A 21154-nucleotide genomic window follows, 5' to 3' on the forward strand; every position below is an offset into this window, starting at 1 on the left:
GGGCGCGGATGCTAGTTCAAGGACCCCGGGCTTGAGGGGGTCTCACGGCCTCCTGGGCTAACGATTGCCTAACGGTGGCTGCCAACACTGGCATCCAACCTTGATCGGAGACCCCGCCATGACGTTCGCCCGACTGTTGACCGCCCTGACCTTCGCCGCCAGCCTCGGCGCCCAAGCCCAGCAGGGCGTGAGCCTGGCCACGGGCTTCACCGACTTCACGACCTGGTCGCTGCACGGCAATGCCATTGCCCAGAACGACACGCCGGGCAACGGCTTCACCTACAGCAACCTCATCCTGACCGCGCCGGGCGTAGGCGGCCAGGGCGGCGCCGGCTTTGCGCCGACGGCGCTGACAATGGATTTCAACCAGGCCTTCGCCTTCGACTTCCATTTCTTCATCCCGGTCAGCCAGGGCCTGCGCGGCGACGGCTTCACCTTCACGCTGACCGACGCGACCGGCATCGGCGGCGCCGGCTCGGGCCTGGGCTATGACGGCCTGAGTTCGGCCAGCGTGGCCTTCGCCATCGACACCTTCCATTTCGACGGCGAGCCGGTGTCGCCCAGCCTGCAGATCCTGTCCGGCGGCTCGGTGACGCCGCTGGCCGTCACCGAGACCGGCCTGGGCGACGCCATCCGCGACCCCAACTACCAGTGGTATGCCTCGCTGCAGTACACGCCCTCGGGCCTGGGCGACAACGCCGGCCTGCTGACGGGCACCATCGACCATCTCAACCTGGGCAGCTTCAGCGTCAGTGCCCAGGTCAGCTTCGCCGACCTCGGCCTCGTCGGCCTGCCGGTCTTCTACGGCTTCACGGGCGCCAACGGCCTGGCCAACGACGCCCACTTCATCACCTCCGCGATGCCGGTGCCCGAGCCGGGCAGCTGGGCCATGATCCTGGCCGGCCTGGCCTGCTTCGGCCTGATCGCGCAGCGCCGCCGCGCGCGCTGAGTCCGGGCCCGAACTCAGTCCTTCCTCTCCACCAGACGGCGGCCAGCATCGGTGTAGGCGGCGTGCAGGGGCTCGATCGCCTCGCGCAGCCTGAGCAGGGCATCCGGCGCCAGATGCTGGCCATGGTGGTTCAGCGTGGCGCGGGCCAGGTTGATGATGCGCGCATTGAGGCTGCTGCGCGCCAGCTCGGCCAAGGCCTCCAGCGTGCGCTGATGCTGCTTGCCGACCAGGTGGGACATCGCCTCGTTGGCCTGCGCATTGATGTCCTGGGCGGTGTCGCGCACCAGGCTCTCGATGGCCGGCATGGCCGAGGCGGCCAGCTCCAGCAGGCGCGTCCGCGGGCGCGATACGCAATAGCGCCGCGCCAGCCGGCCCGCCCAGGCCGTCGCTTCCGGAATCGGCTGCTGGCCGGCGCAGCGCACCAGCAGCAGGATCAGGTTGCTGGCCATCTCGAAAGTGAAGTCAGGGCTGTCGATCTGCGCAGCCAGCTCGCGCAGGCCCGCCAGCGCCGGCGCCGCACGCCGCAGCGCCAGCTGCAGCGCGACGTCGATGGTCAGCTTGAGCATGCGCACGCGGTAGCTGTCGGGATGCCGGGCCAGCGCCCCCTCCAGGCATTTGTGGGCCTTCTCGCAGCCCTCGACATGGGCCAGGTCCAGGCTGGCGATGGCCAGTGCGACGACGCCCTGGTAGTCCAGCGTGCGTGACTGCGCACCGATGGCCAGCGCCGCCCCGAGATGCTTGGCGGCCTCGCCGCTGTAGCCGAGATAGAGCTGCAGGGAGCCCAGCTTCTGCAGGCGCGAGACATTGCCGGGCGTGATCTGCACCGCCTTGGCGAACACCTCGACGGCCGCCTCGACCTTCATCTCCTCCAGCAGCGCGTGGCCGTAGACGTCGTAGGCATCGGCATAGGCGGGGTTCTCGGCGAGCAGGGTCTCCAGGGCGCGACAGGCCTTGTCGGGATCGGCACCGCCGAGATCGATCTTTGCCAGGCCCAGCCGGGCCCATGGCACGGCCTTGTAGGCCAGCACGGCCTCAAGCATGCGACGCGCCGCGTCGAGCTGGCCCAGGCGCAGGTAAAGCTCGGAGCCGATGCGCGCGGCATAGACCTTGTAGGTGGGGCTGTCGCGGAACATCGCCTCGCACAGCGCGGCCGCCTTCGCATAGTCGCCGGCCTCGATGGCCTGGAATGCCGGCTTGAAGGCCTGCTTGCGCTCCAGCACCACCTGCAGCCTCTCTTCGAACTGGCGGGCGGCGATCGGCTTGAGCAGATAGTCGTCGAGGGCGCCCTCCACGGCATCGGCCACCTGCTGGTAGCGGGCCTCGCCGGTCACCATGATGAAGGCGGTCTGCATGGGCAGGCCCTTGGACTGGCGCAATTCGTCCAGCAGGTCCTGGCCCGTCATGTCGTTCGGCCCCTGCTGGCGGAAGCTCATGTCGCTGACGATCAGGTCATAGGGCTGGGGCGCGTTCTTGATCAGCCGCCGCGCTTCCTCGGGGCGGCGCGCCGCCTGCAGATGCCGGACCCCCAGCTCGCGCAGGATGCGGCTCAACACCGAACGCGACAGCTCGCCCTCGTCAATGATCAGGACCTGCAGCTGATCGACCGGTATCCCGCCGCCCGAAGACAGCCAGTTCGGTTGGTTGGCCAAAGACATTGCTTTCAAATCGCCTCAGGGGCGGTCACGAGGGGCAAGTCACGTGCCGCACCAGAGTCATGATGATGCGTCGCGGCAGTCTGACAGCGAACCCTTGCCGCGCATGAATATTTGCATGTTCACCCAAAGCTGGACTGATACGGGCGGAGGGCCTGGTGCCGGGATGCAAACTGCTCACTTCCCAGCACGCCTTGGATCACCATGGAGCCACGCCCCTTCTTCCTGCGTATCTATCCCGGGCATCCGCCCGGGGAGGCGGAAAACCAACGCCTGCCTCCACACAGATCGGTGCTTGAACCGCTCATCAGCAAAGCCGCTGAAGTCGTGGTGCATCAGAAGGCGGCCTACGAGTTCGAAATCCCACTCCCACCGCACACCGTCCGCCGCACGGCGCTTGTCTTGGAGCCGTCCGTGGGCTTGGTTGCAGACTGGCCCGCTTTCTGGAATGCCGGCCAGTGGAAACGGGGGGCCATTTCAATCAAGATTCTTGCCGATCAAGTCGACTGGGATGTGCTGTTCGCTGTGTCGGAGTACGGCGGCATCTGGTCCTCACGGCACCAAATCCTCAAAGGATCGCCATCGGGCGCCATCAGTTACGCGGAAAAGAATGCCAATGATGGCTTCGCCGTGCTCTCCCTCACCGCGTCAAATGGCATCCAGTGGCTCAACGTATGGCTGCCTGCCTCACTGTGCGTTGGTGTCGACAAGCAGGCCCAGGCAGAGTGCGGCCACTTTGTCCGCGCCATCGAGCAAGGCAAGTTTTCCCGCGAGATCGTTTATGACCGTCCGCCTTACACCGAGGCGGTCTGACGCTCCACCAGCAGCTGCTCCAGCCGCTGCTCCTTCAAGCCGTAGAAGCGCTTGATCTCGGCGATCTGCGCCAGCAGCTCGGGCCGGCGCGCGGCCAGCGCCTCGGCGGCGGGCCCTTGCGCCTTCACGGCCAGGATCATCTTGTTCTTGCTGGTGTGCTCCAGCGCGATGAACTCGAACACCTGGGTGCGGTAGCCCTGGCTCTCCAGCAGCAGGGCGCGCAGGGAGTCGGTCACCATCTCGGCCTCCTGGCCGAGGTGGATGCCGTGCTGCAGCATGGGACGCAGAACCGCCGGCAGCGTCATCTGCGGGCGCAGCTCCTTGTGGCAGCAGGGCGAGCTCATGATGACCTTGGCGCCGGACTGCAGGCCGACATGCAGGGCATGGTCGGTGGCGATGTCGCAGGCATGCAGGGCGATCATCACGTCCAGCGGCTGGACGGCCTGGGTGCGCACATCGCCCTCGTCAAACTGCAGGCCGGCCAGGCCTTCGCCCTCGACGATGGCGCTGCACAGCTTGACCATGTCGTTGCGCAGCTCGATGCCCTTGACCCGGGGCTGCAAGCCGTGGGACTGCAGCCAGTCGTGCACGGCAAAGGTCAGATAGCCCTTGCCGGAGCCGAAGTCGGCCACGCGCACCGGGCCTTGCAGCGAGGCTTCCTCGACGGCGGACGACAGGATCTCGACGAAGCGGTTGATCTGCTTCCATTTGCGCGCCATGGCCGGGACCAGGGCCGGCTCGCCCTTGACGAGATGGGTCAGGCCCAGGGCCGACCAGACCGGGTGGGCCATGTCCAGGGGGCGCTGCTTGGCCTTGTCATGCGCGGCCGGCGCGGCGGCTTCGGCGCCATCGACACGGGTCACCCGCAGCGTCTCGCGGCCCTTGCGGCTGACGGCGAACTGCACCTCTTCGCTCGCCGTGTGCAGGTGGGCATTGCGAAAGCGCGCGCCCAGCAGCGTCGCAATCTCGGCCAGCGCCGCCTCGGGCGCGTGATTCTTGGTGACGTCCTTGGTGCGGTGCCGCCAAAGGAAGCTCAGGGCCGGCTCGCCGCGCAATTCGACAAGGCGCACCGTCAAGCGCTCGACATCTTCGTCATCACCGACCGGGCCGGACAGCAGCAGCTTGCCGAACTGCCCGCCGGCCAGGGCCAGGCGGACGAGGTGCAGAAAGCGTTCGTGAGCCGGCGCACTGGCGGCCGGCGGGGGGGTGATGAGGGACGTGAACAACGGCGCGGCCATGGCTGCCATTGTCGGTGAGGTCACTGCGGCCGTCGGCGCCGGCTCCACAGGCCGATGAAGCCCATGCCTGCCAGCAGCAGCGCGATGCTGTGCGGCTCCGGCACGGCGGCCGTGACCTGCAGCGGCTCCCAGCTCATGGACACCAGGCCCAGGCGCTCGTCGGTGACGACGCCGGGGATCATGTAGGTCGGCCAGCCCTTGCTGTCGAAGCTGAAGAAGCGCGTGCCCTCGTCGTTCTGGCTGAAGGCGGCCATATGCCAGAGCGTGGCGCTACCCAGTTCGTACTCCAGGCCGGCGCGCTCGTCTAATCCCAGGCTGAAGGACTGCACCGCGCGGTTGCCGGACCAGTGGAGCTCGAACTCGGTCAGCTCATAGGCATAGATCCAGCCGTCGCCGTCCAGGTCGCTGCCGGCGAAGTGGCCGCTCAGCGTGGCACCGTCGGCGTAGCCGGTCTGGTTGAAGTTGTAGGTCTGGGCGTGGGCCGGCGCAGCCAGGGTGGCGGCCAGGCTCAGCGCGGCGAGGGCAAAGAGGCGGGGGGATGACATGACGGAACTCCATCGGGGTTGAGGAGTTGTCATGCTGCCGATCGGGTAGCGCGGCCGCTTCGCCCAGGAGAGCCATGCCCCGTGTCATCGGTGATGGCCCGTTGGGGCCAGGCCCGCTCAGACGTCCGGCGGCGGCAGGTATCGCTCCTTGAGCACCAGCCTGGCCATGCGATGCGGCACATGCCGGATATACGGCCGGCCCTCGCTGTTGGAGATGAAGTGGAAGTATTCGCCGCTGTCGTTCATGCAATAGCGCTCGAGGACGATGTCCACCGTGTGGCCTTCGACGGTCCGCCGGCGCTCCAGCTCGGTCACGACGCGCACCGACTGCCCAGAGAAGGCATAGCGCGCATCAGCGGAATCCACGCGGGAATTCTTGAACTGCGCATGGGCGCGCGACCGGAACCCGGCACGGGCCTGGCGTTCCGACTTCTGCATCGCGAACCAGCTCCAGACCACGCCCGCGCTCACGAAGAAGATCGCCAGTCCGATCTCGACAGGGGAAATCTTCATCGCCACTCCACCGCGGCATTGTCGCGGCGGTCCGCGGTGCCTCAGGCGTGCGTGATGTGCGCCCGCGTCTCGGCCGTGTCCAGATGCGGCAGGGTGTTGAAGCTGACGAGGTGATGGCGCTTGGGATTGAAGGCGAACTCGGTGACGGCCGAGTTCCGGATGCGCAGATTGAGCTCGACAAAGGTCTCGGGCGGACAGGCCAGCACCTGGGCCACGGCGGTGGCGATGGGGCCGCCGCTGGACACGATGAGAACCTGCTTGCCGACGCCGCCGGCCAGCACGCGCGCCAGCGCATCGGCCACGCCGGCCGCGAAGTCCGCGTGCGTGGGCATGCCCTCGGGCTGGGTCTCGCCCTGCATCCAGGCCAGCAGGCCAGTGCGCAGCAGGCGGAAATGCTGCTTGACCATCTCCGGGTCGGTCGGCTTGCCCAGGGGCCCGGGATGGATGGCGCGCACGACGGCCTCGCTGTCGTACTCGTTGAGCCCCGGCAGCGCGACGGCGGGCAGGTCCTCGCCATAACCCTCGACGATGCCGGCCAGGGATTGGGCGTGACGCTTCAAGGTGCCGGTGAAGACGGCGTCGAAGCGCTGGCCGCGTTCGCGCCAGTAAGCGCCGAGATGGCGGCATTGCTCATGGCCCTTGGGGCTGAGCTGGTCGTAGTCGGCCGCGCCGAAGCTGGCCTGGCCGTGGCGGACGAGGTAGAGGCTTCCCATGGCCAGCATCATGGCCCGCGTCGACAGCGCCGGCTGTCGCGACAATGACGCCATGTCACACCTTCGACAAGCCACCCGCGACGACACCGCCGAACTCTGGCGCGTGCGCTATGCCGTCACCGAGAACACCCTGACCCCAGGCCGCATCTCGGACGCCGAACTGCATGCCTATATCGAGGACTACGGCCGCGGCTGGGTCATCGAGCTGGCGCCCGGCCGCATTGCCGGCTTCGCCATCGGCGACAACCGCGACGGCCACATCTGGGCCATGTTCGTCGACCCGCCGCTGCACGGCCAGGGCCATGGCCGCGTGCTGCACGACGTCATGGTGAACTGGCTGTTCGAGCAAGGCCACCGGCGCCTGGACCTCGGCACCATGCCCGACTCCCGCGCCGAGGCCTTCTACCGCCGCGCCGGCTGGACGCCGACCGGCGAGGGCCTGGACGCCTGGGGCGACAAACGGTTCGAGTTGCGCATCGAGGATTGGAAACCCCATGCTTGAAACCCATGTCATCGAGACCGGCCCCAACCCCGCCACGACCATCATCGTGCTGCACGGCCTGGGCGACAGCGGCTTCGGCTTCGTGCCCATCTGCGGCGAGCTGGACCTGAAGTCCCTGGGCGCGGTGCGCTTCGTGCTCCCGCATGCGCCCGAGCGGCCGGTCACCATCAATGGCGGCTATGTGATGCGCGCCTGGTACGACATCCTCGTGACCGACCTGGTCAGGCGTGAGGACGAGGCCGGCCTGCGTGAGTCGCAGCGCCAGATTGCCGAACTCATAGACGCCGAGCGCCAGCGCGGCGTGGCAGCGGAGCGCATCGTGCTCGTCGGCTTCTCCCAGGGCTGCGCGATGGCGCTGATGACGGCGCTGCGCTATCCCGAGCGCCTGGGCGGCGTGGCGGGGCTGTCGGGCTATGTGCCGCTGGCTGCGACGACGGCCGCCGAGCGTTCAAGCGCCAACGCCGACCTGCCCGTCTTCATGGCCCACGGCACCCAGGACCCGGTCGTCGCTCCCGTGCGCGGCACGGCCAGCCGCGATGCGCTGCAGGCACTGGGATACACAGTGGAATGGCATGACTACCCCATGCCGCACTCGGTCTGCATGGAGGAGATCGAGGATCTGAACGCCTGGCTGCTGAAGCATCTGAGCTGATTTCGCAGCCCTGTTCGCGGCGCTGGAGGCCGCGCCCCTGGGCGATGATCCATCAGTCATGGAGCGCCTGGCCGAACAGATCGTTGACTGGCACAACCGCCACCCGCTCGCGCGGCGCATCGCCGTGGGCGATGTGCACACCGTGGGCGTGGTGGCCCTGCCTTTTGTGCGCGCCTCGGCCCAGGCCGAAGGCGTGGTCGAGCCCGTCCTGACCGATGTCGTCAGCGCCTTTGACGAATTGCACGGCTCGCCGCCGCTGTCGCGTTGGGCGGCAGCGCTGCAGCGCCTGAAGGAGTTGCCGCGCCGCCTGGCCCGGCGCCCGCGCACGCAGTGGCGCGCCTTCAGCGAGAAATTCCTGCCCGGCCTGAGCCCGGCCCAGGTCGAGCGCTTCGCGCTGGCCCATGGCTTCGCCGAGCCGCCGGCCACGCCGGAGTCCAAGCCCTGGCGGGTCATCGTCATCGACGAGAGCCTGGCCAGCAGCCATGGGGGCTGGCCCTTCGAGCTCTATCTGATGACGGCCGGCGTCGATGTCGGCAGCGCCCGCACCCGCGTGCTGGCGGGCCGCGGCATCCCGTCGGAAATCATCGGCCGCCGCCTGTGGGATCCCATCCGGCTGGGCGCTGCAGCCGCTCTGCTGGCCGTGCTTGTCGGCGTGGGCGCCTGGATGCTCTGGCCCCAGCGTGCCGCCGAGCCGCTCCCCGTGCCGCCCGCCGCCCCGGCATCGGCTGCATCGGCGGCCGTGCTGCCGGCGCCTGCATCGGCCGCCTCGATGCCCGCCTCCGCGCCCGAATCGGCCGTGGCTGCGGCCTCGGCCGCCGAGGCATCTGCCAGTGAGCCCGCCGGCGATGCGCCGCCGCCCGACATCCGCCCCCGCCTCGTCGAGCGCACGGACGGCATCAAGCGCCCGCCCATCCTGCGCTCCGAGAAGCCGGCCGAAAAGCCGGGCGACGAGCCCGCCGCCCAGCCCGCATCCGCCGCCAGCAAACCCGAGCCCGTCGACCCGCGGCTGAGCAAGCTGGCGCAGTCGCCTGACAAGACCATCGTCGCCCTGGTCGGCCCACCGGGCAGCAAGGCCGAGGCCGAGGCCGTGCTGGCCAAGATGAAGGCCGGCCTCGTCGGCGTGCACAGCGACCCCAATGCGCTGCAGGCCGACGTCATCCAGACGCCAGAGGGTTGGCGCGCCACGGTCTGGCACTTCCCGAGCCGCGAGCAGGCTCAGCTCATCAACGCGACGCTGGTAGCGCGCGGGCTCAAGACCAAGGCCGTGAACTTCTAGCGTCGGATGACGAAGGCGCGCTTGTCGCCGCTGTCGAAACCGCAGCGCTCGTAGAACGCCCAAACGGCCGGGTCCTTGCGGCTGGTGGTCAGCACGACCTTGTAGGCGCCCATGGCCCAGGCCTGTTCTATGGCGTGGCGGATCACGGTCTGGCCATGCCCGCGGTTGCGGCGGTCCTCGCGCGTGACGACATCCTCGATGACGCCGTAACTGCGGCCGCCCCGCGTCAGGTTGGGAATGACGGCGAGATTGCAGGTGGCCACCAGCGTGTCACCGTCGAACAAGCCGAAATGACGCAAACCGGGATGCTTGAACGCGCCGCGCACCGCCTCGGGCGGTGGCGGCTCGTCGCCGACGTTCAGCTGCTGATAGAGGGCCAGCAGGGCGTCGGCATCGCCAACGCCCAGGTCGCGGATCGCGACCGCCGCCGTCACTTCACTTCCAGCTTCATCGTGTTGGCAATGAAGGCCAGGATGTCGCTGCGCTCCTCGATGATCTTGGACGTCGGCTTGCCGGCGCCATGGCCGGCATTGGTCTCGATGCGGATCAGCTTGGGCGCCGGGCCGGTGTTGGCAGCCTGCAGCGTGGCGGCGTACTTGAAGCTGTGGGCCGGCACGACGCGGTCGTCGTGGTCGCCGGTCGTGATCAGCACGGCCGGGTATTTGGCGCCGCCGCTCTTGATGGTGTGCACCGGCGAGTAGGCGTACAGCGCGTCGAACATCTCCTTGCTGTCGGCGCTGGTGCCGTAGTCGGTGGCCCAGGCCCAGCCGATGGTGAAGTTCTGGTAGCGCAGCATGTCCATCACGCCGACCTGGGGCACGGCCGCGGCGAACAGATCGGGACGCTGGTTGGTGACAGCGCCGACGAGCAGGCCGCCGTTGCTGCCGCCGTTGATGGCCAGCGTCGCCGGGCTGGCGACCTTGTTCTTGACCAGCCATTCGCCGGCGGCGATGAAGTCGTCGAACACGTTCTGCTTCTTCAGCTTGGTGCCGGCCTCATGCCAGGCCGAGCCGTACTCGCCGCCGCCACGGATGGAGGCGATGACGTAGACGCCGCCCATCTTCATCCAGCTCGCCGCCGTCACGCCGTAGCCCGGCGTGATGGAGATGTCGAAACCGCCGTAGCCGTAGAGCAGGGTCGGGTTGCTGCCGTCCAGCTTGATGCCCTTCCTGGCGGCGATGAAGATGGGGAAGCGCGTGCCGTCCTTGCTGGTGACGAACTCGCGGCGGGTCTCGAACTCATCCGGGTTGAAGGCCGTCTTGGGCTTCTTGAAGAGGTTGACCTTGCCGCTCTTGACGTCGTAGCGGTGGATCTCGGCCGGGTTGGTCAGGCTGGTGTAGCTGAAGAAGGTTTCCTTGTCGCTCCAGCGGCCGCCGAAGCCGCTGGCGGTGCCGATGCCGGGCAGCTTGACCTCGCCGGCCGGCTTGCCGTCGGCGCCATGCACGCGCACCAGCGTCGCGGCGTCATGCAGATAGCTGAGCAGGAAGCGGCCGCCGACGGCGGAGGCGCCGGTCATCGCATCCGGGCCTTCGGCCACCAGGGTCTTCCAGCCGGCGGGCGCGGGGCTCTTCAGATCGATGGCGACGAGCTTGCCGCGCGGCGCGCCCTTGTCGGTCTTGACGATGATCTTGCCGTTGATGGCGGCCACGGGGGTGTACTGGGCGTCGAAGTCCAGCGTGATGGGCTGGGGCTTGCCGCCGGCGAAAGCACCCTTGGGCAGGGGCAGGACCATCAGGCCGTTCTTGCTGCCGGCGCTCTTCCAGACGCTGATCAGGAGCAGCTGGCCGTCGTCCGACACCTCGGTGCCGAAGCCCCATTCCTTGTCCTCGCGGTTCTCGGCGACGAGGACGTCCTCGCTCTGGGGCGTGCCCAGGCGGTGGTAGTAGAGCTTCTGGAAGTAGTTGGCGCCCTTGAGCTTCTCGCCTTCCTTGGGGGCGTCGTAGCGGGCGTAGAAGAAGCCCTTGCCGTCGGCCGTCCAGGAGGCGCCGCTGAACTTGACCCATTCGATGGTGTCGGGCAGGTCCTGGCCCGTGGCGAGGTCGCGCACCTTCCAGGTCTGCCAGTCGGAGCCGGCGCCGGCGATGCCGTAGGCCAGCAGCTTGCCGTCACGCGAGGGGGCCAGGCCGCTGAGGGCCACGGTGCCGTCCTTGCTCATCGCGTTCGGGTCCAGCGCCACGGCGGGCGTGTCGGTCAACGACTTGGCCGTGTAGATGACGTTCTGCTGCTGCAGGCCGTCGTTGCGGGTCCAGAAATAGCGGCCGCCTTCGCTGAAAGGGATGCCGAAGCGCTCGAAGTTGTAGAGCTCGGTGTAGATGCGGCGCGCCGGCATGCGCTGCGGCATGGCCTCAAGGAACTTGTCGGTGACCTGGTTCTGCTGGATGACCCAGGCCTTGGTGTCGGCGCTGTTGTCGTCCTCCAGCCAGCGGTAGGGGTCGGCGACGGCGGTGTCGTGATAGGCGTCGACCTGGTCGACCTTGCGCGTATTGGGGTAGCTGAGACCCTGAGCCTGGGCGCTGGTGGCGAGGACGGCTGCGAGGGTGATGGCAGACAAGGTGAGCTTCATCGAGCGGTATCCATGATTCTTGGAGCCGCGGATTGTCGATGCCATCGGCGATCCACGCCGATGGTCATGCAATGAAACCCCTGACAGCAATTACCCGAAGTTAGCTTCTGTAGTCGGCGTTGATGGTCACGTAGTCGTGGCTGAGATCGCAGGTCCAGACCGTCGCGGCCGCCTTGCCGCGGTTCAGATTCACGCGCACCGTGATCTCGGCCTGCTTCATGACGCGCTGGCCGTCTTCCTCGCGGTAGGTCGCGAGGCGCCCGCCCTGGCGCACGACAGCAACGTCGTCCAGGTCCAGGTCGATCAGCCCCTGGTCCAGATCGCCAATGCCGGCATAGCCGACCGCGGCCAGGATGCGGCCCAGGTTGGGGTCGCTGGCGAAGAAGGCCGTCTTGACCAGCGGCGAGTGGGCGATGGCATAGGCGGCCAGCTTGCACTCGGCCTCGTCGCGGCCGCCCTCGATGGTGATGGCGATGAACTTGGTGGCGCCTTCGCCGTCGCGCACGATGGCCTGGGCCAGCTCCTGGGCCAGGGCGATCAGGGCCTCGCGCAGCGTCTTCGCATCGGCGCTGTCCAGCGACGTGATCTCGGCATGCTGGGCCTGGCGGCTGGCGATCAGCATGAAGCAGTCGTTGGTCGACGTGTCGCCGTCGATGGTGATGCGGTTGAAGGAGGCGTCGGCGGCCTCCTTCACGAGGGGCTGCAGCAGGGCCGGGGCGATGTTGGCGTCGGTGGCGACGAAGCCCAGCATGGTCGCCATGTTGGGCCGGATCATGCCGGCGCCCTTGGAGATGCCGCTCAGCGTGACGGGCACGCCGCCGATCTGGATGCGGCGCGACGCGGCCTTGGGCAGGGTGTCCGTCGTCATGATGCCGGCGGCGGCTTCGGCCCAGTTGTCGGCCTTCAGCGCGGCCAGGGCGGCGGGCAGGCCGGCGGTGATGCGGTCGACCGGCAGGGTCTCCATGATGACGCCGGTCGAGAAGGGCAGGATCTGCTCGGGCGCGCAGCCGATCAGGCCGGCCAGAGCCTGGCAGGTCTGGCGGGCGCGGGCCAGGCCGTCGGCGCCGGTGCCGGCATTGGCATTGCCGGTGTTGATCAGCAGGGCCCGGATGGCGGCACCGCCGGCCAGGTGCACGCGGCAGAGCTGCACCGGGGCGGCACAGAAGCGGTTGGTCGTGAAGACGCCGGCCACGGCCGCGCCCTCGTCCAGCGCGATGACGCTGAGGTCGCGCCGGTTGGCCTTGCGCACGCCGGCCATGGTCACGCCGAGGCGCACGCCCGGCACGGGCAACAGGGAGGCGGGATCGGGGGCGGTGAGATTGACGGGCATGGCGCGCTCGGTTGGTCAGGGAAAGCGCGCAGATTCTAAGAAGTGAAAAAGGCTCCCGAAGGAGCCTTTGCAAGGAGCTGAAAGGGAATCAGCGCGGCAGGCGGCGGCGGGCGATCATGCCGATGGCGCCCAGACCGGCCAGCAGCAGTGCGTAGGACTCGGGTTCCGGCACGGGGGCGGTCGGCGTGGCCACGACCAGATCCTGGTAGGTGGCATGGCTGAGCTTGGCCAGGCTGTACAGCGAGGCGCCGTTGTAGTTCTGGGCGGCGGCCAGGTAGCTGCTGGCGAAGCTCTGCGCGTCGGTGGCGGCGGTGAGCTGGGCACCCGACAGGCCGGCAGTCTTCAGGAAGAAATTGCCGTTGTTCTGGGCGACGCTCAGGGTGCCGCTGGCCTCGCGCATGATTTCCCAGAGGGCGAGCTGGAAGCCGGCCTGCTGGGCGCCGCTGTGCACGGAGCCGAAGCTGCTGGAGTACAGGCCCTGCAGCAGCGTGGCCTGCGTGCCGGTGAAGCTGCCGACCGTGTAGGTCTTGAAGCCCTTGCTGGTGATCGCGAAAGGCTGCTCGGGCTCGATGCAATAGGCCAGGAAGCTGCCGGTGGCGGCGTCGGTGTAGTTCAGGCCGCCGGTGACGTAGTTGGTCGTCATCGAGGTGCTCAGCGACGGATCGCCGGCATCACGGCTCAGGAACTTGATGCTGACGTCGGCAAAGGCCGGGGCGCTGGACAGCAGGGCTGCGGCAAGGGCGAGGGGCTTGAACATGGGGGGACTGCTCTCGAGGTTCGGTGGGAGGGCTCAGCCGATGCTGCGGCGGCGCGACAGACTCAGGCCGGCCAGGGCGACAGCCACCAGGGCCAGTGCGGTCGGCTCGGGCAGCTCGACGCTGCGGCCGTTCAGGTTGGCTTCGTAGCTCTCGGGCGACTTGACGCCGTAGCCTTCGCCGACGACATGCAGTTCCCAGTTGCCGGCGGCCAGCCACAGGGGGCTCAGGCCCCAGGTTTCCGTGCCGGTCTCGTCGTTGTCCCAGTTCACGCCCAGGGTTTCGGTCAGGGCGACGGTGGTGTTGCCCTGCTGCAGGAAGGCCGACGTGATGTTCACGTTGGCGCTCGGCTCGGGCGAGAAGGTGCTGATCGCAACGCCCAGCAGGGTCTGGCCGTTCAGCGTGAAGCTGAAGACGTTGTTGAAGAAGTCAGCGTCCTGGCCGTTGGACATGATGTTGTCGTTGCTGAAGCTGAACGACACCGGCGCAGCAGCGGCGGTACCGGCGGCGAAGGCCAGGCTCAGGGCGGCAAGGGCTGTAGACAACGATTTCATGACGGGCTTTCAGGTTCTCTATTCGGGTCTACCCGGTGTTTTGCCGGGGTATGGGCTGCACTCTAGGGGGGTGATCGCCCCAGGAGCACCCCCCATGCCGGTGGCGCAGGGGCTTTGATGTGCTCAAACGCACGGTTTTCCCCCCACATGGGTGGGGCGACAGGCCGCTGCAAACCAATGCAAACGGGCCGGCAGAGCCGGCCCGTGAGGGACTTCACACCCGGGTGCCCGGGTGCCCAAGCGGCCCGATCAGGCCAGCTTGCCGTGGCAGAGCTTGAACTTCTTGCCGCTGCCGCAGGGGCAGGGATCGTTGCGGCCGATGTGGCCGTACTCGGCCAGCAGCGTGGCAGGGTCGACGTCCTGGCTGATGGAGCCGTCCTCGTTGGGGTGCTGGTAGGTCACGTTGGACACCGCCTCGGCCCGGCGCTCGATGGCCTCGGCGGCACGATCGGCCTCTTCCTGGCTCTGGATGCGCACGTTCATCAGCGTGCGGGTGACTTCCATCTTCACCAGGTCGAGCAGCTGCGAGAACAGTTCGAAGGCCTCGCGCTTGTATTCCTGCTTGGGGTTCTTCTGGGCGTAGCCGCGCAGATGGATGCCCTGGCGCAGATAGTCCAGCGCCGCCAGGTGCTCGCGCCAGCGCTGGTCGATGCTCTGCAGCAGCACCATGCGCATGAAGGGGTTGAACTGCTCGATGCCGACGCGCTCGAGCTTGTCGTCGAACAGCGCGTTGCCAGCCTTGACGACGGCCTCGAGCAGGTCCTCGTCGGTGATGGAGTCGCTCTTCTTGACGAGATCGGCCAGCGACAGGCCGACCTGCCACTCGGCCTGCAGCACCTGTTCCAGGCCCGGCAGGTCCCACTGCTCCTCGACGCTCTCGGCCGGCACATAGGTGCGCACGACGTCGGTCAGCGTGGATTCGCGCAGCGAGGCGATCTGGGCCACGAGGCTCTGGGCCTCGAGGATGTCGTTGCGCTGCTGGTAGATGACCTTGCGCTGGTCGTTCGACACGTCGTCGTACTCGAGCAGCTGCTTGCGGATGTCGAAGTTGCGGGCCTCGACCTTGCGCTGGGCGCCCTCGATGCTGCGCGTGACGATGCCGGCCTCGATGGCCTCGCCCTCGGGCATCTTGAGCCGGTCCATGATGGCGCGCACGCGCTCGCCGGCGAAGATGCGCATCAGCTGGTCATCCAGCGACAGGTAGAAGCGCGAGGAGCCCGGGTCGCCCTGGCGGCCGGCACGGCCGCGCAGCTGGTTGTCGATGCGGCGGCTCTCGTGGCGCTCGGTCGCGATGATGCGCAGGCCGCCCTCGGCGCGCACCTTGTCGTGCAGGCCCTGCCACTCGTCCTTGAGCTGCTGGATGCGGCGCGCCTTCTCGTCGGCAGGGATGGCCTCGTCGGCCTCGATGAACTGGATCTGCTTCTCGACATTGCCGCCCAGCACGATGTCGGTGCCGCGGCCGGCCATGTTGGTGGCGATGGTGATGACGCCCGGGCGGCCGGCCTGGGCGACGATCTGCGCTTCCTTCTCGTGCTGCTTGGCGTTCAGCACGTTGTGCGGCAGCTTGGCCTGGTTGAGCAGGTTGGAGATCAGCTCCGAGTTCTCGATGGACGTCGTGCCCACCAGCACCGGCTGGCCGCGCGTGTGGCAGCTGCGGATGTCCTCGATGACGGCCGCGTACTTTTCCTTGTCGGTCTTGTAGACCAGGTCCAGCTCGTCCTTGCGGATGGTCGGGCGGTTCGGCGGGATGACGACGGTCTCGAGGCCGTAGATCTCCTGGAACTCGTAGGCCTCGGTGTCGGCCGTGCCCGTCATGCCGGACAGCTTGCCGTACATGCGGAAGTAGTTCTGGAAGGTGATGGAGGCCAGGGTCTGGTTCTCGGCCTGGATCTGCACGCCTTCCTTGGCCTCGACGGCCTGGTGCAGGCCATCGCTCCAGCGGCGGCCCGACATCAGGCGGCCGGTGAACTCGTCGACGATGATGACCTCGCCGTTCTGCACGACGTAGCTCTGGTCCTTGTGATAGACGTGATGGGCCCGCAGCGCTGCATTGAGGTGATGCATCAGCGTGATGTTGGCCGCGTCGTAGAGGCTGGCGCCCTCGGCGATCAGCCCGGCCTCGGTCAGCAGGGCCTCGGCGACCTCGTGGCCGTCTTCGGTCAGGTGGATCTGGTGCGACTTCTCGTCGACCGTGAAGTCGCCCGGCTCGATGACGCCCTCGCCCGTGCGCGGGTCGAGCTCGCCGATCTGCTTCTTGAGCTTGGGCACGACGGCGTTGATGCGCAGATAGACGTCGGTGTGGTCGTCGGCCTGGCCCGAGATGATCAGCGGCGTGCGCGCCTCGTCGATCAGGATGGAGTCCACCTCGTCGACGATGGCGTAGGACGTGCCGCGCTGCACGCGGTCGGCCGTCTCGTAGACCATGTTGTCGCGCAGGTAGTCGAAGCCGTACTCGTTGTTGGTGCCGTAGGTGACGTCGGCGGCGTAGGCCGCCTGCTTCTCCTCGCGCGGCATCTGCGGCAGGTTGATGCCGACCGACAGGCCCAGGAAGGTGTAGAGCTTGCCCATCCACTCGGCGTCGCGGCGAGCGAGGTAGTCGTTCACCGTCACGACGTGGACGCCCTTGCCCGTCAGCGCATTCAGGTAGACCGGCAGCGTGGCCATCAGCGTCTTGCCTTCGCCGGTGCGCATTTCGGCGATCTTGCCGTCGTTGAGCACCATGCCGCCGATCAGCTGCACGTCGAAGTGGCGCATCTTCAGCGCGCGCTTGCTGCCTTCGCGGCAGACGGCAAAGGCCTCGGGCAGGATGTCGTGGACCGTCGCGCCGCCAGCGATGCGCTGCTTGAACTCGGCCGTCTGCGCGCGCAGTTCGTCGTCGCTCAGGGCCTCGTACTTCGGCTCGAGCGCGTTGATCTTCGCCACGGTACGGCGGTAGTCTTTCAGCAGACGCTCGTTGCGGCTACCGAAAATCGAGGTGAGAAGCTTGGGCAACATGCTGCGATGGATGAGGAGCTGCGCGGCACCGGAAGGGCTGGCCGACCGGTGAAAGGCGCGAATCTGGGGGCACGGCGAGGCATTGCAAGACGGACTTGCCCGGCCGCGCAAAACGGCGCAGTTTAGCAGCGGGCTTTCGCCAGCCCGCCGCCTCACTACACTGCGCCCATGGCCACCCCGCCCCGATACCTCGCGCCCAAGGGCGTGCGCGCCAGCATCCCGTCGCCGACACCGGTGGCCGATGCGATGCGCGCCCATGAGGGCCTGAACCAGCTCAGCGCCAGGCTGGAGGCCTCGCGCCGGCGCCTGCGCATCATTGCGCCCGCCCTGCCCGGCACCTTGCTGGCCAGCCTGCAGCCGGGTCCGCTGGACGAGGACGGCTGGAGCCTGCTGGCCGCCAACGCGGCCGTTGCCGCCAAGTTGCGCCATCTGCTGCCGCGCCTGGAAGCCCTGCTGGCCCAGGCCGGCTTGCCCGGCCATATCCGCGTCAAGCTGATCCAGAAGTAAGAAAACCCACCGTCGTGAGACCGTGGGTTTCTGTTTGGTGCCGGCTATCGGATTCGAACTGATGACCTACCGCTTACAAGGCGGTTGCTCTACCAACTGAGCTAAGCCGGCGAAAGACAAAGATTCTAAGCCGTCACTTGACGCGCTTCAGCGAAGGCCGCGGGCCGCCGCTGGGTGCATCGGGCGGCGGTGGCGTGTCGTCGCCCTCGTCGTCGCTGGATTCGCTGGCCAGGCGCAGGCCGCTGCGGCGCGGCTCTGCCGCAGGCACGGCCGGCACGGGCGCGCCTTCGGCCAGCGGCTCGGGCGCCGGGAAGGCCATGCCCTGGCCGTTCTCGCGGGCGTAAATGGCCACGACATGGTCCACCGGCACGATGATCTCGCGCGCGACGCCGCCGAAGCGGGCCTTGAACTGGATGTGGTCGTTGCCCAGATCCAGGCCGCTGGTCGCGTCGAAGCCGATGTTCAGCACGATCTCGTTGTTGGACACGTACTCCATGGGCACCTGCACCGAACGGTCGACGTGGACCGCGATATAGGGCGTGAAGCCGTTGTCCGTGCACCAGTCGTGCAGGGCACGGATCAGATACGGGCGGGTGGAAGACCCCCCACCCGCACCGCCGGAAGCAGGGGTCTGGTCCATCAGCGGCGCATCACCTTTTCGGAGGGCGTCAGCGCTTCGATGTAGGCCGGGCGGCTGAAGATGCGCTCGGCGTACTTCAGCAGCGGCAGCGCGTTCTTGGACATGTCGATGCCGTAGTAGTCCAGGCGCCACAGCAGCGGGGCGATGGCCACGTCGAGCATCGAGAAGTCGTCGCCCAGCATGTACTTGTTCTTCAGGAAGATCGGGGCGAGCTGGGTCAGGCGGTCGCGGATCTGCGAGCGGGCCTTCTCGAGCTGCTTGTCCGTCGCCTTGGTCGCCGTGCCGCGGCCTTCGAGGATGTTCACATGGGCGAACAGCTCCTTCTCGAAGTTCAGCAGGAACAGGCGCACGCGGGCGCGGGCGACCGGGTCGCCGGGCATCAGCTGCGGATGCGGGAAGCGCTCGTCGATGTACTCGTTGATGATGTGCGATTCGTACAGGATGAGGTCGCGCTCGACGAGGATGGGCACCTCGTTGTACGGGTTCATCAGAGCGATGTCTTCGGGCTTCGCGAACAGGTCAACGTCACGGATTTCGAAGTCCATGCCTTTCTCGAACAGCACGAAACGGCAGCGGTGCGAGTAGGGGTCGGTGGTACCGGAGTAGAGGACCATCATGGCTTGGGCTCCCGAGGGGTCAGTCAATCAAAACACACGCGGCAGGCCGCCGCGCAAAAAGCAAACGCAGTGGGTGGCGGAAAGCCCTCCCCACTGCGTGTTTGGCGCCCTTTTGAGGTGCGCCGGAACGTCCAGGCTTACTTCACATCCTTCCAGTACGAGGCGTTCAGACGCCAGGCGAACACGGTCAGGACGGACAGGAAGATCAGCACGATGACGCCGAGCTGGAAACGCTGGCCCTGTGCGGGCTCACCCATCCACTGCAGATAGGCGACCAGGTCGGCCACCGCTTCGTCGTACTGGCGATCGGTCAGGGTACCGGGCGTCAGCTGCTGGTAGCCGGCGAAGACATGGGTCTTCTTGGCGTGGTCGTGCGGATCGGCGACCTCCTCGAACTTGGCGGCGCGCTGGCCCTGCAGTTCCCACATCACATGCGGCATCGCGACGCTCGGGAAGGCCAGGTTGTTCCAACCCGTGGCCTTGGTGTCGTCGCGGTAGAAGTTCCGCATATAGGTGTAGAGGTAGTCCGCACCCGAGCCCTTGGCGCCGTCGGCACGCGAGCGGGCGATGACGGTCAGGTCGGGCGGGTTGGCGCCGAAGAAGGCCTTGGCCTCCTTGGCGTCCATGCTGACCTTCATGGTCTCGCCGACCTTGTCGGCCGCGAACAGCAGGTTGTTCTTGATGTCGGCTTCGGTCAGGCCCAGGTCGCGCATGCGGTTGTAGCGCATGTAGGCGGCACCATGGCAGTTCAGGCAGTAGTTGACGAACAGCTTGGCGCCATGCTGCAGCGCGGCCATGTCCGACATCTTCTCCTTGGGGAACTTGTCCCACTCGATGCCGCCGCTCGAGGCGTGGGCGGCACCGGCCAGGCTCAGCGAAGCCAGCAGGATGGCGATCAGCTTTTTCATTTGTGTTGTTGCTCCGCGGCTCAGTGGGCGTGGAAGGTCACACGGTCGGGCACGGCCTTGGGCGTTCCCAGGCGGCTCCACCACGGCATCAGCAGGAAGAAGCCGAAGTAGAACAGCGTACCGGCCTGGGCGATCAGCGTGCCGATGTCGCTCGGCGGCTGGATGCCGAGGTAGCCCAGCCACAGGAAGAAGACGACGAAGACGGCGTACACATACTTGTGCCAGTCGGGGCGGTAGCGGATCGACTTGACCGGGCTGTGATCCAGCCAGGGCAGGAAGAACAGGATGATGACCGCGCCGCCCATGACGACCACGCCCCAGAACTTGGCGTCGAAGACCTTGAGCAGGAAGATCAGCACGGCAGCCGCGACCAGCAGGGCCACCTTGGCGGCGCCACCGAACTTGCCCTTCAGGAAGCTCACGATGGCGGCGACGGCGATGACGCCCACCAGCACGTTGACCATGGTGTCGGTCGTGGCGCGCAGCATCGAGTAGAACGGCGTGAAGTACCAGACCGGGGCGATGTGGGCGGGCGTCTTCAGCGGGTCGGCCGGGATGAAGTTGTTGTACTCCAGGAAGTAGCCACCCAGTTCCGGCGCGAAGAAGATGATGGCGGTGAAAGCCATCAGGAACAGGCAGACGCCGTAGAGGTCGTGCACCGTGTAGAAGGGATGGAAGGGCACGCCGTCCACGGGCTTGCCATTGGCATCCTTCGGGCCCTTCTTGATCTCGACGCCGTCGGGGTTGTTGGAGCCGACATCGTGCAGGGCCAGCAGGTGGGCCACCACCAGGCCCAGCAGCACCAGCGGCACGGCGATGACGTGGAAGCTGAAGAAGCGGTTCAGCGTGGCGTCGCCGACGACGTAGTCGCCGCGGATCATCAGGGCCAGGTCCGGGCCGACGAATGGCACGGCGGCGAACAGGTTCACGATGACCTGGGCGCCCCAGTAGGACATCTGGCCCCAGGGCAGCAGATAGCCCATGAAGGCTTCGGCCATCAGGCACAGGAAGATCGCGCAGCCGAAGATCCAGACCAGCTCGCGCGGCTTGCGGTAGCTGCCGTAGATCAGGCCGCGGAACATGTGCAGGTAGACGACCACGAAGAAGGCCGATGCACCGGTGGAGTGCATGTAGCGGATCAGCCAGCCCCAGGGCACGTCGCGCATGATGTACTCGACCGACGCGAAGGCCAGGCCGGCATCCGGCTTGTAGTGCATCACCAGGAAGATGCCGGTGACGATCTGGATCACCAGCACCAGCAGGGCCAGCGAACCGAAGATGTACCACCAGTTGAAGTTCTTCGGCGCGTAGTACTCCGACATGTGGACCTTGTAGGCGTCGAACGCGGTCGGGAACCGGTTCTCCAGCCAGGTCATGGTCTTCACGCCTACCGAGGCGCCTGCGGGAGCATCCTTGAATTCAGCCATGGCTTG

At 67.3% G+C, this 21154-nt stretch carries 21 protein-coding genes and 1 tRNA gene; 6 read left to right on the forward strand and 16 right to left on the reverse strand.

The genetic code is table 11. The features are described 5' to 3' along the window. Positions 1–118 precede the first annotated feature (118 nt). The gene (locus AC07OY_RS18620) at positions 119–949 is read left to right on the forward strand and encodes a PEP-CTERM sorting domain-containing protein (RefSeq protein ID WP_495044108.1); all 831 of its coding nucleotides are present in this window, start codon (positions 119–121) and stop codon (positions 947–949) included. 14 nt (positions 950–963) lie between these two features. Here AC07OY_RS18620 and AC07OY_RS18625 read toward each other — a convergent pair whose 3' ends face one another. After that, a complete protein-coding gene (locus AC07OY_RS18625) occupies positions 964–2604 on the reverse strand; it encodes a response regulator (protein WP_495044109.1) in 1641 nt (546 codons plus the stop codon). Positions 2605–2805: 201 nt separating this feature from the next. Here AC07OY_RS18625 and AC07OY_RS18630 point away from each other — a divergent pair, with 201 nt between their 5' ends. Beyond that, on the forward strand, positions 2806–3414 hold the full coding sequence (locus tag AC07OY_RS18630; protein ID WP_495044110.1) for a hypothetical protein: 609 nt from the start codon (positions 2806–2808) through the stop codon (positions 3412–3414). Here the strand turns inward: AC07OY_RS18630 and AC07OY_RS18635 are convergent. The 4 genes from AC07OY_RS18635 to AC07OY_RS18650 all read right to left on the reverse strand — a co-directional run bounded on the left by AC07OY_RS18635 (position 3396) and on the right by AC07OY_RS18650 (position 6423). After that, the gene (locus tag AC07OY_RS18635) at positions 3396–4652 is read right to left on the reverse strand and encodes a class I SAM-dependent methyltransferase (RefSeq protein WP_495044111.1); all 1257 of its coding nucleotides are present in this window, start codon (positions 4650–4652) and stop codon (positions 3396–3398) included. The genes AC07OY_RS18630 and AC07OY_RS18635 overlap by 19 nt on opposite strands. Positions 4653–4672: 20 nt before the next feature. After that, positions 4673–5197 (reverse strand): PEP-CTERM sorting domain-containing protein, encoded by a 525-nt coding sequence (locus tag AC07OY_RS18640; RefSeq protein WP_495044112.1) that lies wholly within the window; start codon positions 5195–5197, stop codon positions 4673–4675. A gap of 117 nt (positions 5198–5314) precedes the next feature. Continuing rightward, on the reverse strand, positions 5315–5710 hold the full coding sequence (locus AC07OY_RS18645) for a hypothetical protein (protein ID WP_495044113.1): 396 nt from the start codon (positions 5708–5710) through the stop codon (positions 5315–5317). Between the two features lie 41 nt (positions 5711–5751). Beyond that, complete coding sequence (locus AC07OY_RS18650; RefSeq protein ID WP_495044565.1) at positions 5752–6423, reverse strand: histidine phosphatase family protein; 672 nt, start codon at positions 6421–6423, stop codon at positions 5752–5754. 52 nt (positions 6424–6475) lie between these two features. Between AC07OY_RS18650 and AC07OY_RS18655 the strand changes: the two genes are divergently transcribed. Genes AC07OY_RS18655 through AC07OY_RS18665 form a run of 3 tightly spaced genes read left to right on the forward strand, consistent with a single transcriptional unit; the run spans position 6476 to position 8853 of the window. Continuing rightward, on the forward strand, positions 6476–6925 hold the full coding sequence (locus tag AC07OY_RS18655) for a GNAT family N-acetyltransferase (protein WP_495044114.1): 450 nt from the start codon (positions 6476–6478) through the stop codon (positions 6923–6925). Next, entirely contained in the window at positions 6918–7577 is a 660-nt protein-coding gene (locus AC07OY_RS18660) for an alpha/beta hydrolase (protein ID WP_495044115.1), read from the forward strand. The genes AC07OY_RS18655 and AC07OY_RS18660 overlap by 8 nt, the downstream gene beginning before the upstream one ends. Positions 7578–7635: 58 nt before the next feature. Continuing rightward, entirely contained in the window at positions 7636–8853 is a 1218-nt protein-coding gene (locus AC07OY_RS18665; protein WP_495044116.1) for a hypothetical protein, read from the forward strand. Here AC07OY_RS18665 and AC07OY_RS18670 read toward each other — a convergent pair. The 6 genes from AC07OY_RS18670 to secA form a co-directional block, all read right to left on the reverse strand. Continuing rightward, positions 8850–9287, reverse strand: coding sequence for a GNAT family N-acetyltransferase (locus tag AC07OY_RS18670; RefSeq protein ID WP_495044117.1), 438 nt, complete (start codon positions 9285–9287; stop codon positions 8850–8852). The two genes, AC07OY_RS18665 and AC07OY_RS18670, sit on opposite strands and share 4 nt — an antisense overlap. Continuing rightward, complete coding sequence (locus tag AC07OY_RS18675) at positions 9284–11416, reverse strand: prolyl oligopeptidase family serine peptidase (RefSeq protein ID WP_495044118.1); 2133 nt, start codon at positions 11414–11416, stop codon at positions 9284–9286. The genes AC07OY_RS18670 and AC07OY_RS18675 overlap by 4 nt, the downstream gene beginning before the upstream one ends. A gap of 100 nt (positions 11417–11516) precedes the next feature. After that, the gene (gene argJ / locus AC07OY_RS18680; protein ID WP_495044119.1) at positions 11517–12746 is read right to left on the reverse strand and encodes a bifunctional glutamate N-acetyltransferase/amino-acid acetyltransferase ArgJ; all 1230 of its coding nucleotides are present in this window, start codon (positions 12744–12746) and stop codon (positions 11517–11519) included. Positions 12747–12834: 88 nt separating this feature from the next. After that, positions 12835–13503, reverse strand: coding sequence for a PEP-CTERM sorting domain-containing protein (locus tag AC07OY_RS18685; protein WP_495044120.1), 669 nt, complete (start codon positions 13501–13503; stop codon positions 12835–12837). 33 nt (positions 13504–13536) lie between these two features. Next, complete coding sequence (locus tag AC07OY_RS18690) at positions 13537–14055, reverse strand: FxDxF family PEP-CTERM protein (protein ID WP_495044121.1); 519 nt, start codon at positions 14053–14055, stop codon at positions 13537–13539. Between the two features lie 249 nt (positions 14056–14304). After that, the gene (gene secA, locus AC07OY_RS18695) at positions 14305–17049 is read right to left on the reverse strand and encodes a preprotein translocase subunit SecA (RefSeq protein WP_495044122.1); all 2745 of its coding nucleotides are present in this window, start codon (positions 17047–17049) and stop codon (positions 14305–14307) included. 168 nt (positions 17050–17217) lie between these two features. Here secA and AC07OY_RS18700 point away from each other — a divergent pair, with 168 nt between their 5' ends. Next, positions 17218–17556, forward strand: coding sequence for a hypothetical protein (locus tag AC07OY_RS18700; RefSeq protein ID WP_495044123.1), 339 nt, complete (start codon positions 17218–17220; stop codon positions 17554–17556). Positions 17557–17591: 35 nt separating this feature from the next. On the opposite strand, the gene AC07OY_RS18705 is transcribed toward AC07OY_RS18700, so the two are convergent. From AC07OY_RS18705 to AC07OY_RS18725, 5 genes are all read right to left on the reverse strand, one after another. Then, a tRNA-Thr gene (locus AC07OY_RS18705) sits at positions 17592–17667 on the reverse strand. A 22-nt stretch (positions 17668–17689) separates the two neighbouring features. Continuing rightward, positions 17690–18196, reverse strand: a complete 507-nt coding sequence (locus AC07OY_RS18710) for a ClpXP protease specificity-enhancing factor (RefSeq protein WP_495044124.1) — start codon at positions 18194–18196, stop codon at positions 17690–17692. After that, a complete protein-coding gene (locus tag AC07OY_RS18715; protein ID WP_495044125.1) occupies positions 18196–18813 on the reverse strand; it encodes a glutathione S-transferase N-terminal domain-containing protein in 618 nt (205 codons plus the stop codon). The genes AC07OY_RS18710 and AC07OY_RS18715 overlap by 1 nt, the downstream gene beginning before the upstream one ends. Positions 18814–18950: 137 nt before the next feature. Beyond that, positions 18951–19721, reverse strand: coding sequence for a cytochrome c1 (locus AC07OY_RS18720; protein ID WP_495044126.1), 771 nt, complete (start codon positions 19719–19721; stop codon positions 18951–18953). Between the two features lie 20 nt (positions 19722–19741). Beyond that, positions 19742–21148, reverse strand: coding sequence for a cytochrome b (locus AC07OY_RS18725; protein ID WP_495044127.1), 1407 nt, complete (start codon positions 21146–21148; stop codon positions 19742–19744). Positions 21149–21154: the final 6 nt, after the last annotated feature.

It is taken from the genome of Roseateles sp. GW821-FHT09H10 (assembly GCF_059415865.1).

Bases quoted from the DNA above. Each gene is read 5' to 3' on its own strand.
- AC07OY_RS18665 (WP_495044116.1), top strand. From the start codon at position 7,636: ATGGAGCGCCTGGCCGAACAGATCGTTGACTGGCACAACCGCCACCCG.
- AC07OY_RS18675 (WP_495044118.1), bottom strand. From the start codon at position 11,416: ATGAAGCTCACCTTGTCTGCCATCACCCTCGCAGCCGTCCTCGCCACC.
- AC07OY_RS18700 (WP_495044123.1), top strand. From the start codon at position 17,218: ATGGCCACCCCGCCCCGATACCTCGCGCCCAAGGGCGTGCGCGCCAGC.
- AC07OY_RS18620 (WP_495044108.1), top strand. From the start codon at position 119: ATGACGTTCGCCCGACTGTTGACCGCCCTGACCTTCGCCGCCAGCCTC.
- AC07OY_RS18685 (WP_495044120.1), bottom strand. From the start codon at position 13,503: ATGTTCAAGCCCCTCGCCCTTGCCGCAGCCCTGCTGTCCAGCGCCCCG.
- AC07OY_RS18630 (WP_495044110.1), top strand. From the start codon at position 2,806: ATGGAGCCACGCCCCTTCTTCCTGCGTATCTATCCCGGGCATCCGCCC.
- AC07OY_RS18635 (WP_495044111.1), bottom strand. From the start codon at position 4,652: ATGGCCGCGCCGTTGTTCACGTCCCTCATCACCCCCCCGCCGGCCGCC.
- AC07OY_RS18715 (WP_495044125.1), bottom strand. From the start codon at position 18,813: ATGATGGTCCTCTACTCCGGTACCACCGACCCCTACTCGCACCGCTGC.
- AC07OY_RS18640 (WP_495044112.1), bottom strand. From the start codon at position 5,197: ATGTCATCCCCCCGCCTCTTTGCCCTCGCCGCGCTGAGCCTGGCCGCC.
- argJ (WP_495044119.1), bottom strand. From the start codon at position 12,746: ATGCCCGTCAATCTCACCGCCCCCGATCCCGCCTCCCTGTTGCCCGTG.
- secA (WP_495044122.1), bottom strand. From the start codon at position 17,049: ATGTTGCCCAAGCTTCTCACCTCGATTTTCGGTAGCCGCAACGAGCGT.
- AC07OY_RS18725 (WP_495044127.1), bottom strand. From the start codon at position 21,148: ATGGCTGAATTCAAGGATGCTCCCGCAGGCGCCTCGGTAGGCGTGAAG.
- AC07OY_RS18660 (WP_495044115.1), top strand. From the start codon at position 6,918: ATGCTTGAAACCCATGTCATCGAGACCGGCCCCAACCCCGCCACGACC.
- AC07OY_RS18625 (WP_495044109.1), bottom strand. From the start codon at position 2,604: ATGTCTTTGGCCAACCAACCGAACTGGCTGTCTTCGGGCGGCGGGATA.
- AC07OY_RS18690 (WP_495044121.1), bottom strand. From the start codon at position 14,055: ATGAAATCGTTGTCTACAGCCCTTGCCGCCCTGAGCCTGGCCTTCGCC.
- AC07OY_RS18710 (WP_495044124.1), bottom strand. From the start codon at position 18,196: ATGGACCAGACCCCTGCTTCCGGCGGTGCGGGTGGGGGGTCTTCCACC.
- AC07OY_RS18655 (WP_495044114.1), top strand. From the start codon at position 6,476: ATGTCACACCTTCGACAAGCCACCCGCGACGACACCGCCGAACTCTGG.
- AC07OY_RS18645 (WP_495044113.1), bottom strand. From the start codon at position 5,710: ATGAAGATTTCCCCTGTCGAGATCGGACTGGCGATCTTCTTCGTGAGC.
- AC07OY_RS18720 (WP_495044126.1), bottom strand. From the start codon at position 19,721: ATGAAAAAGCTGATCGCCATCCTGCTGGCTTCGCTGAGCCTGGCCGGT.
- AC07OY_RS18650 (WP_495044565.1), bottom strand. From the start codon at position 6,423: ATGGGAAGCCTCTACCTCGTCCGCCACGGCCAGGCCAGCTTCGGCGCG.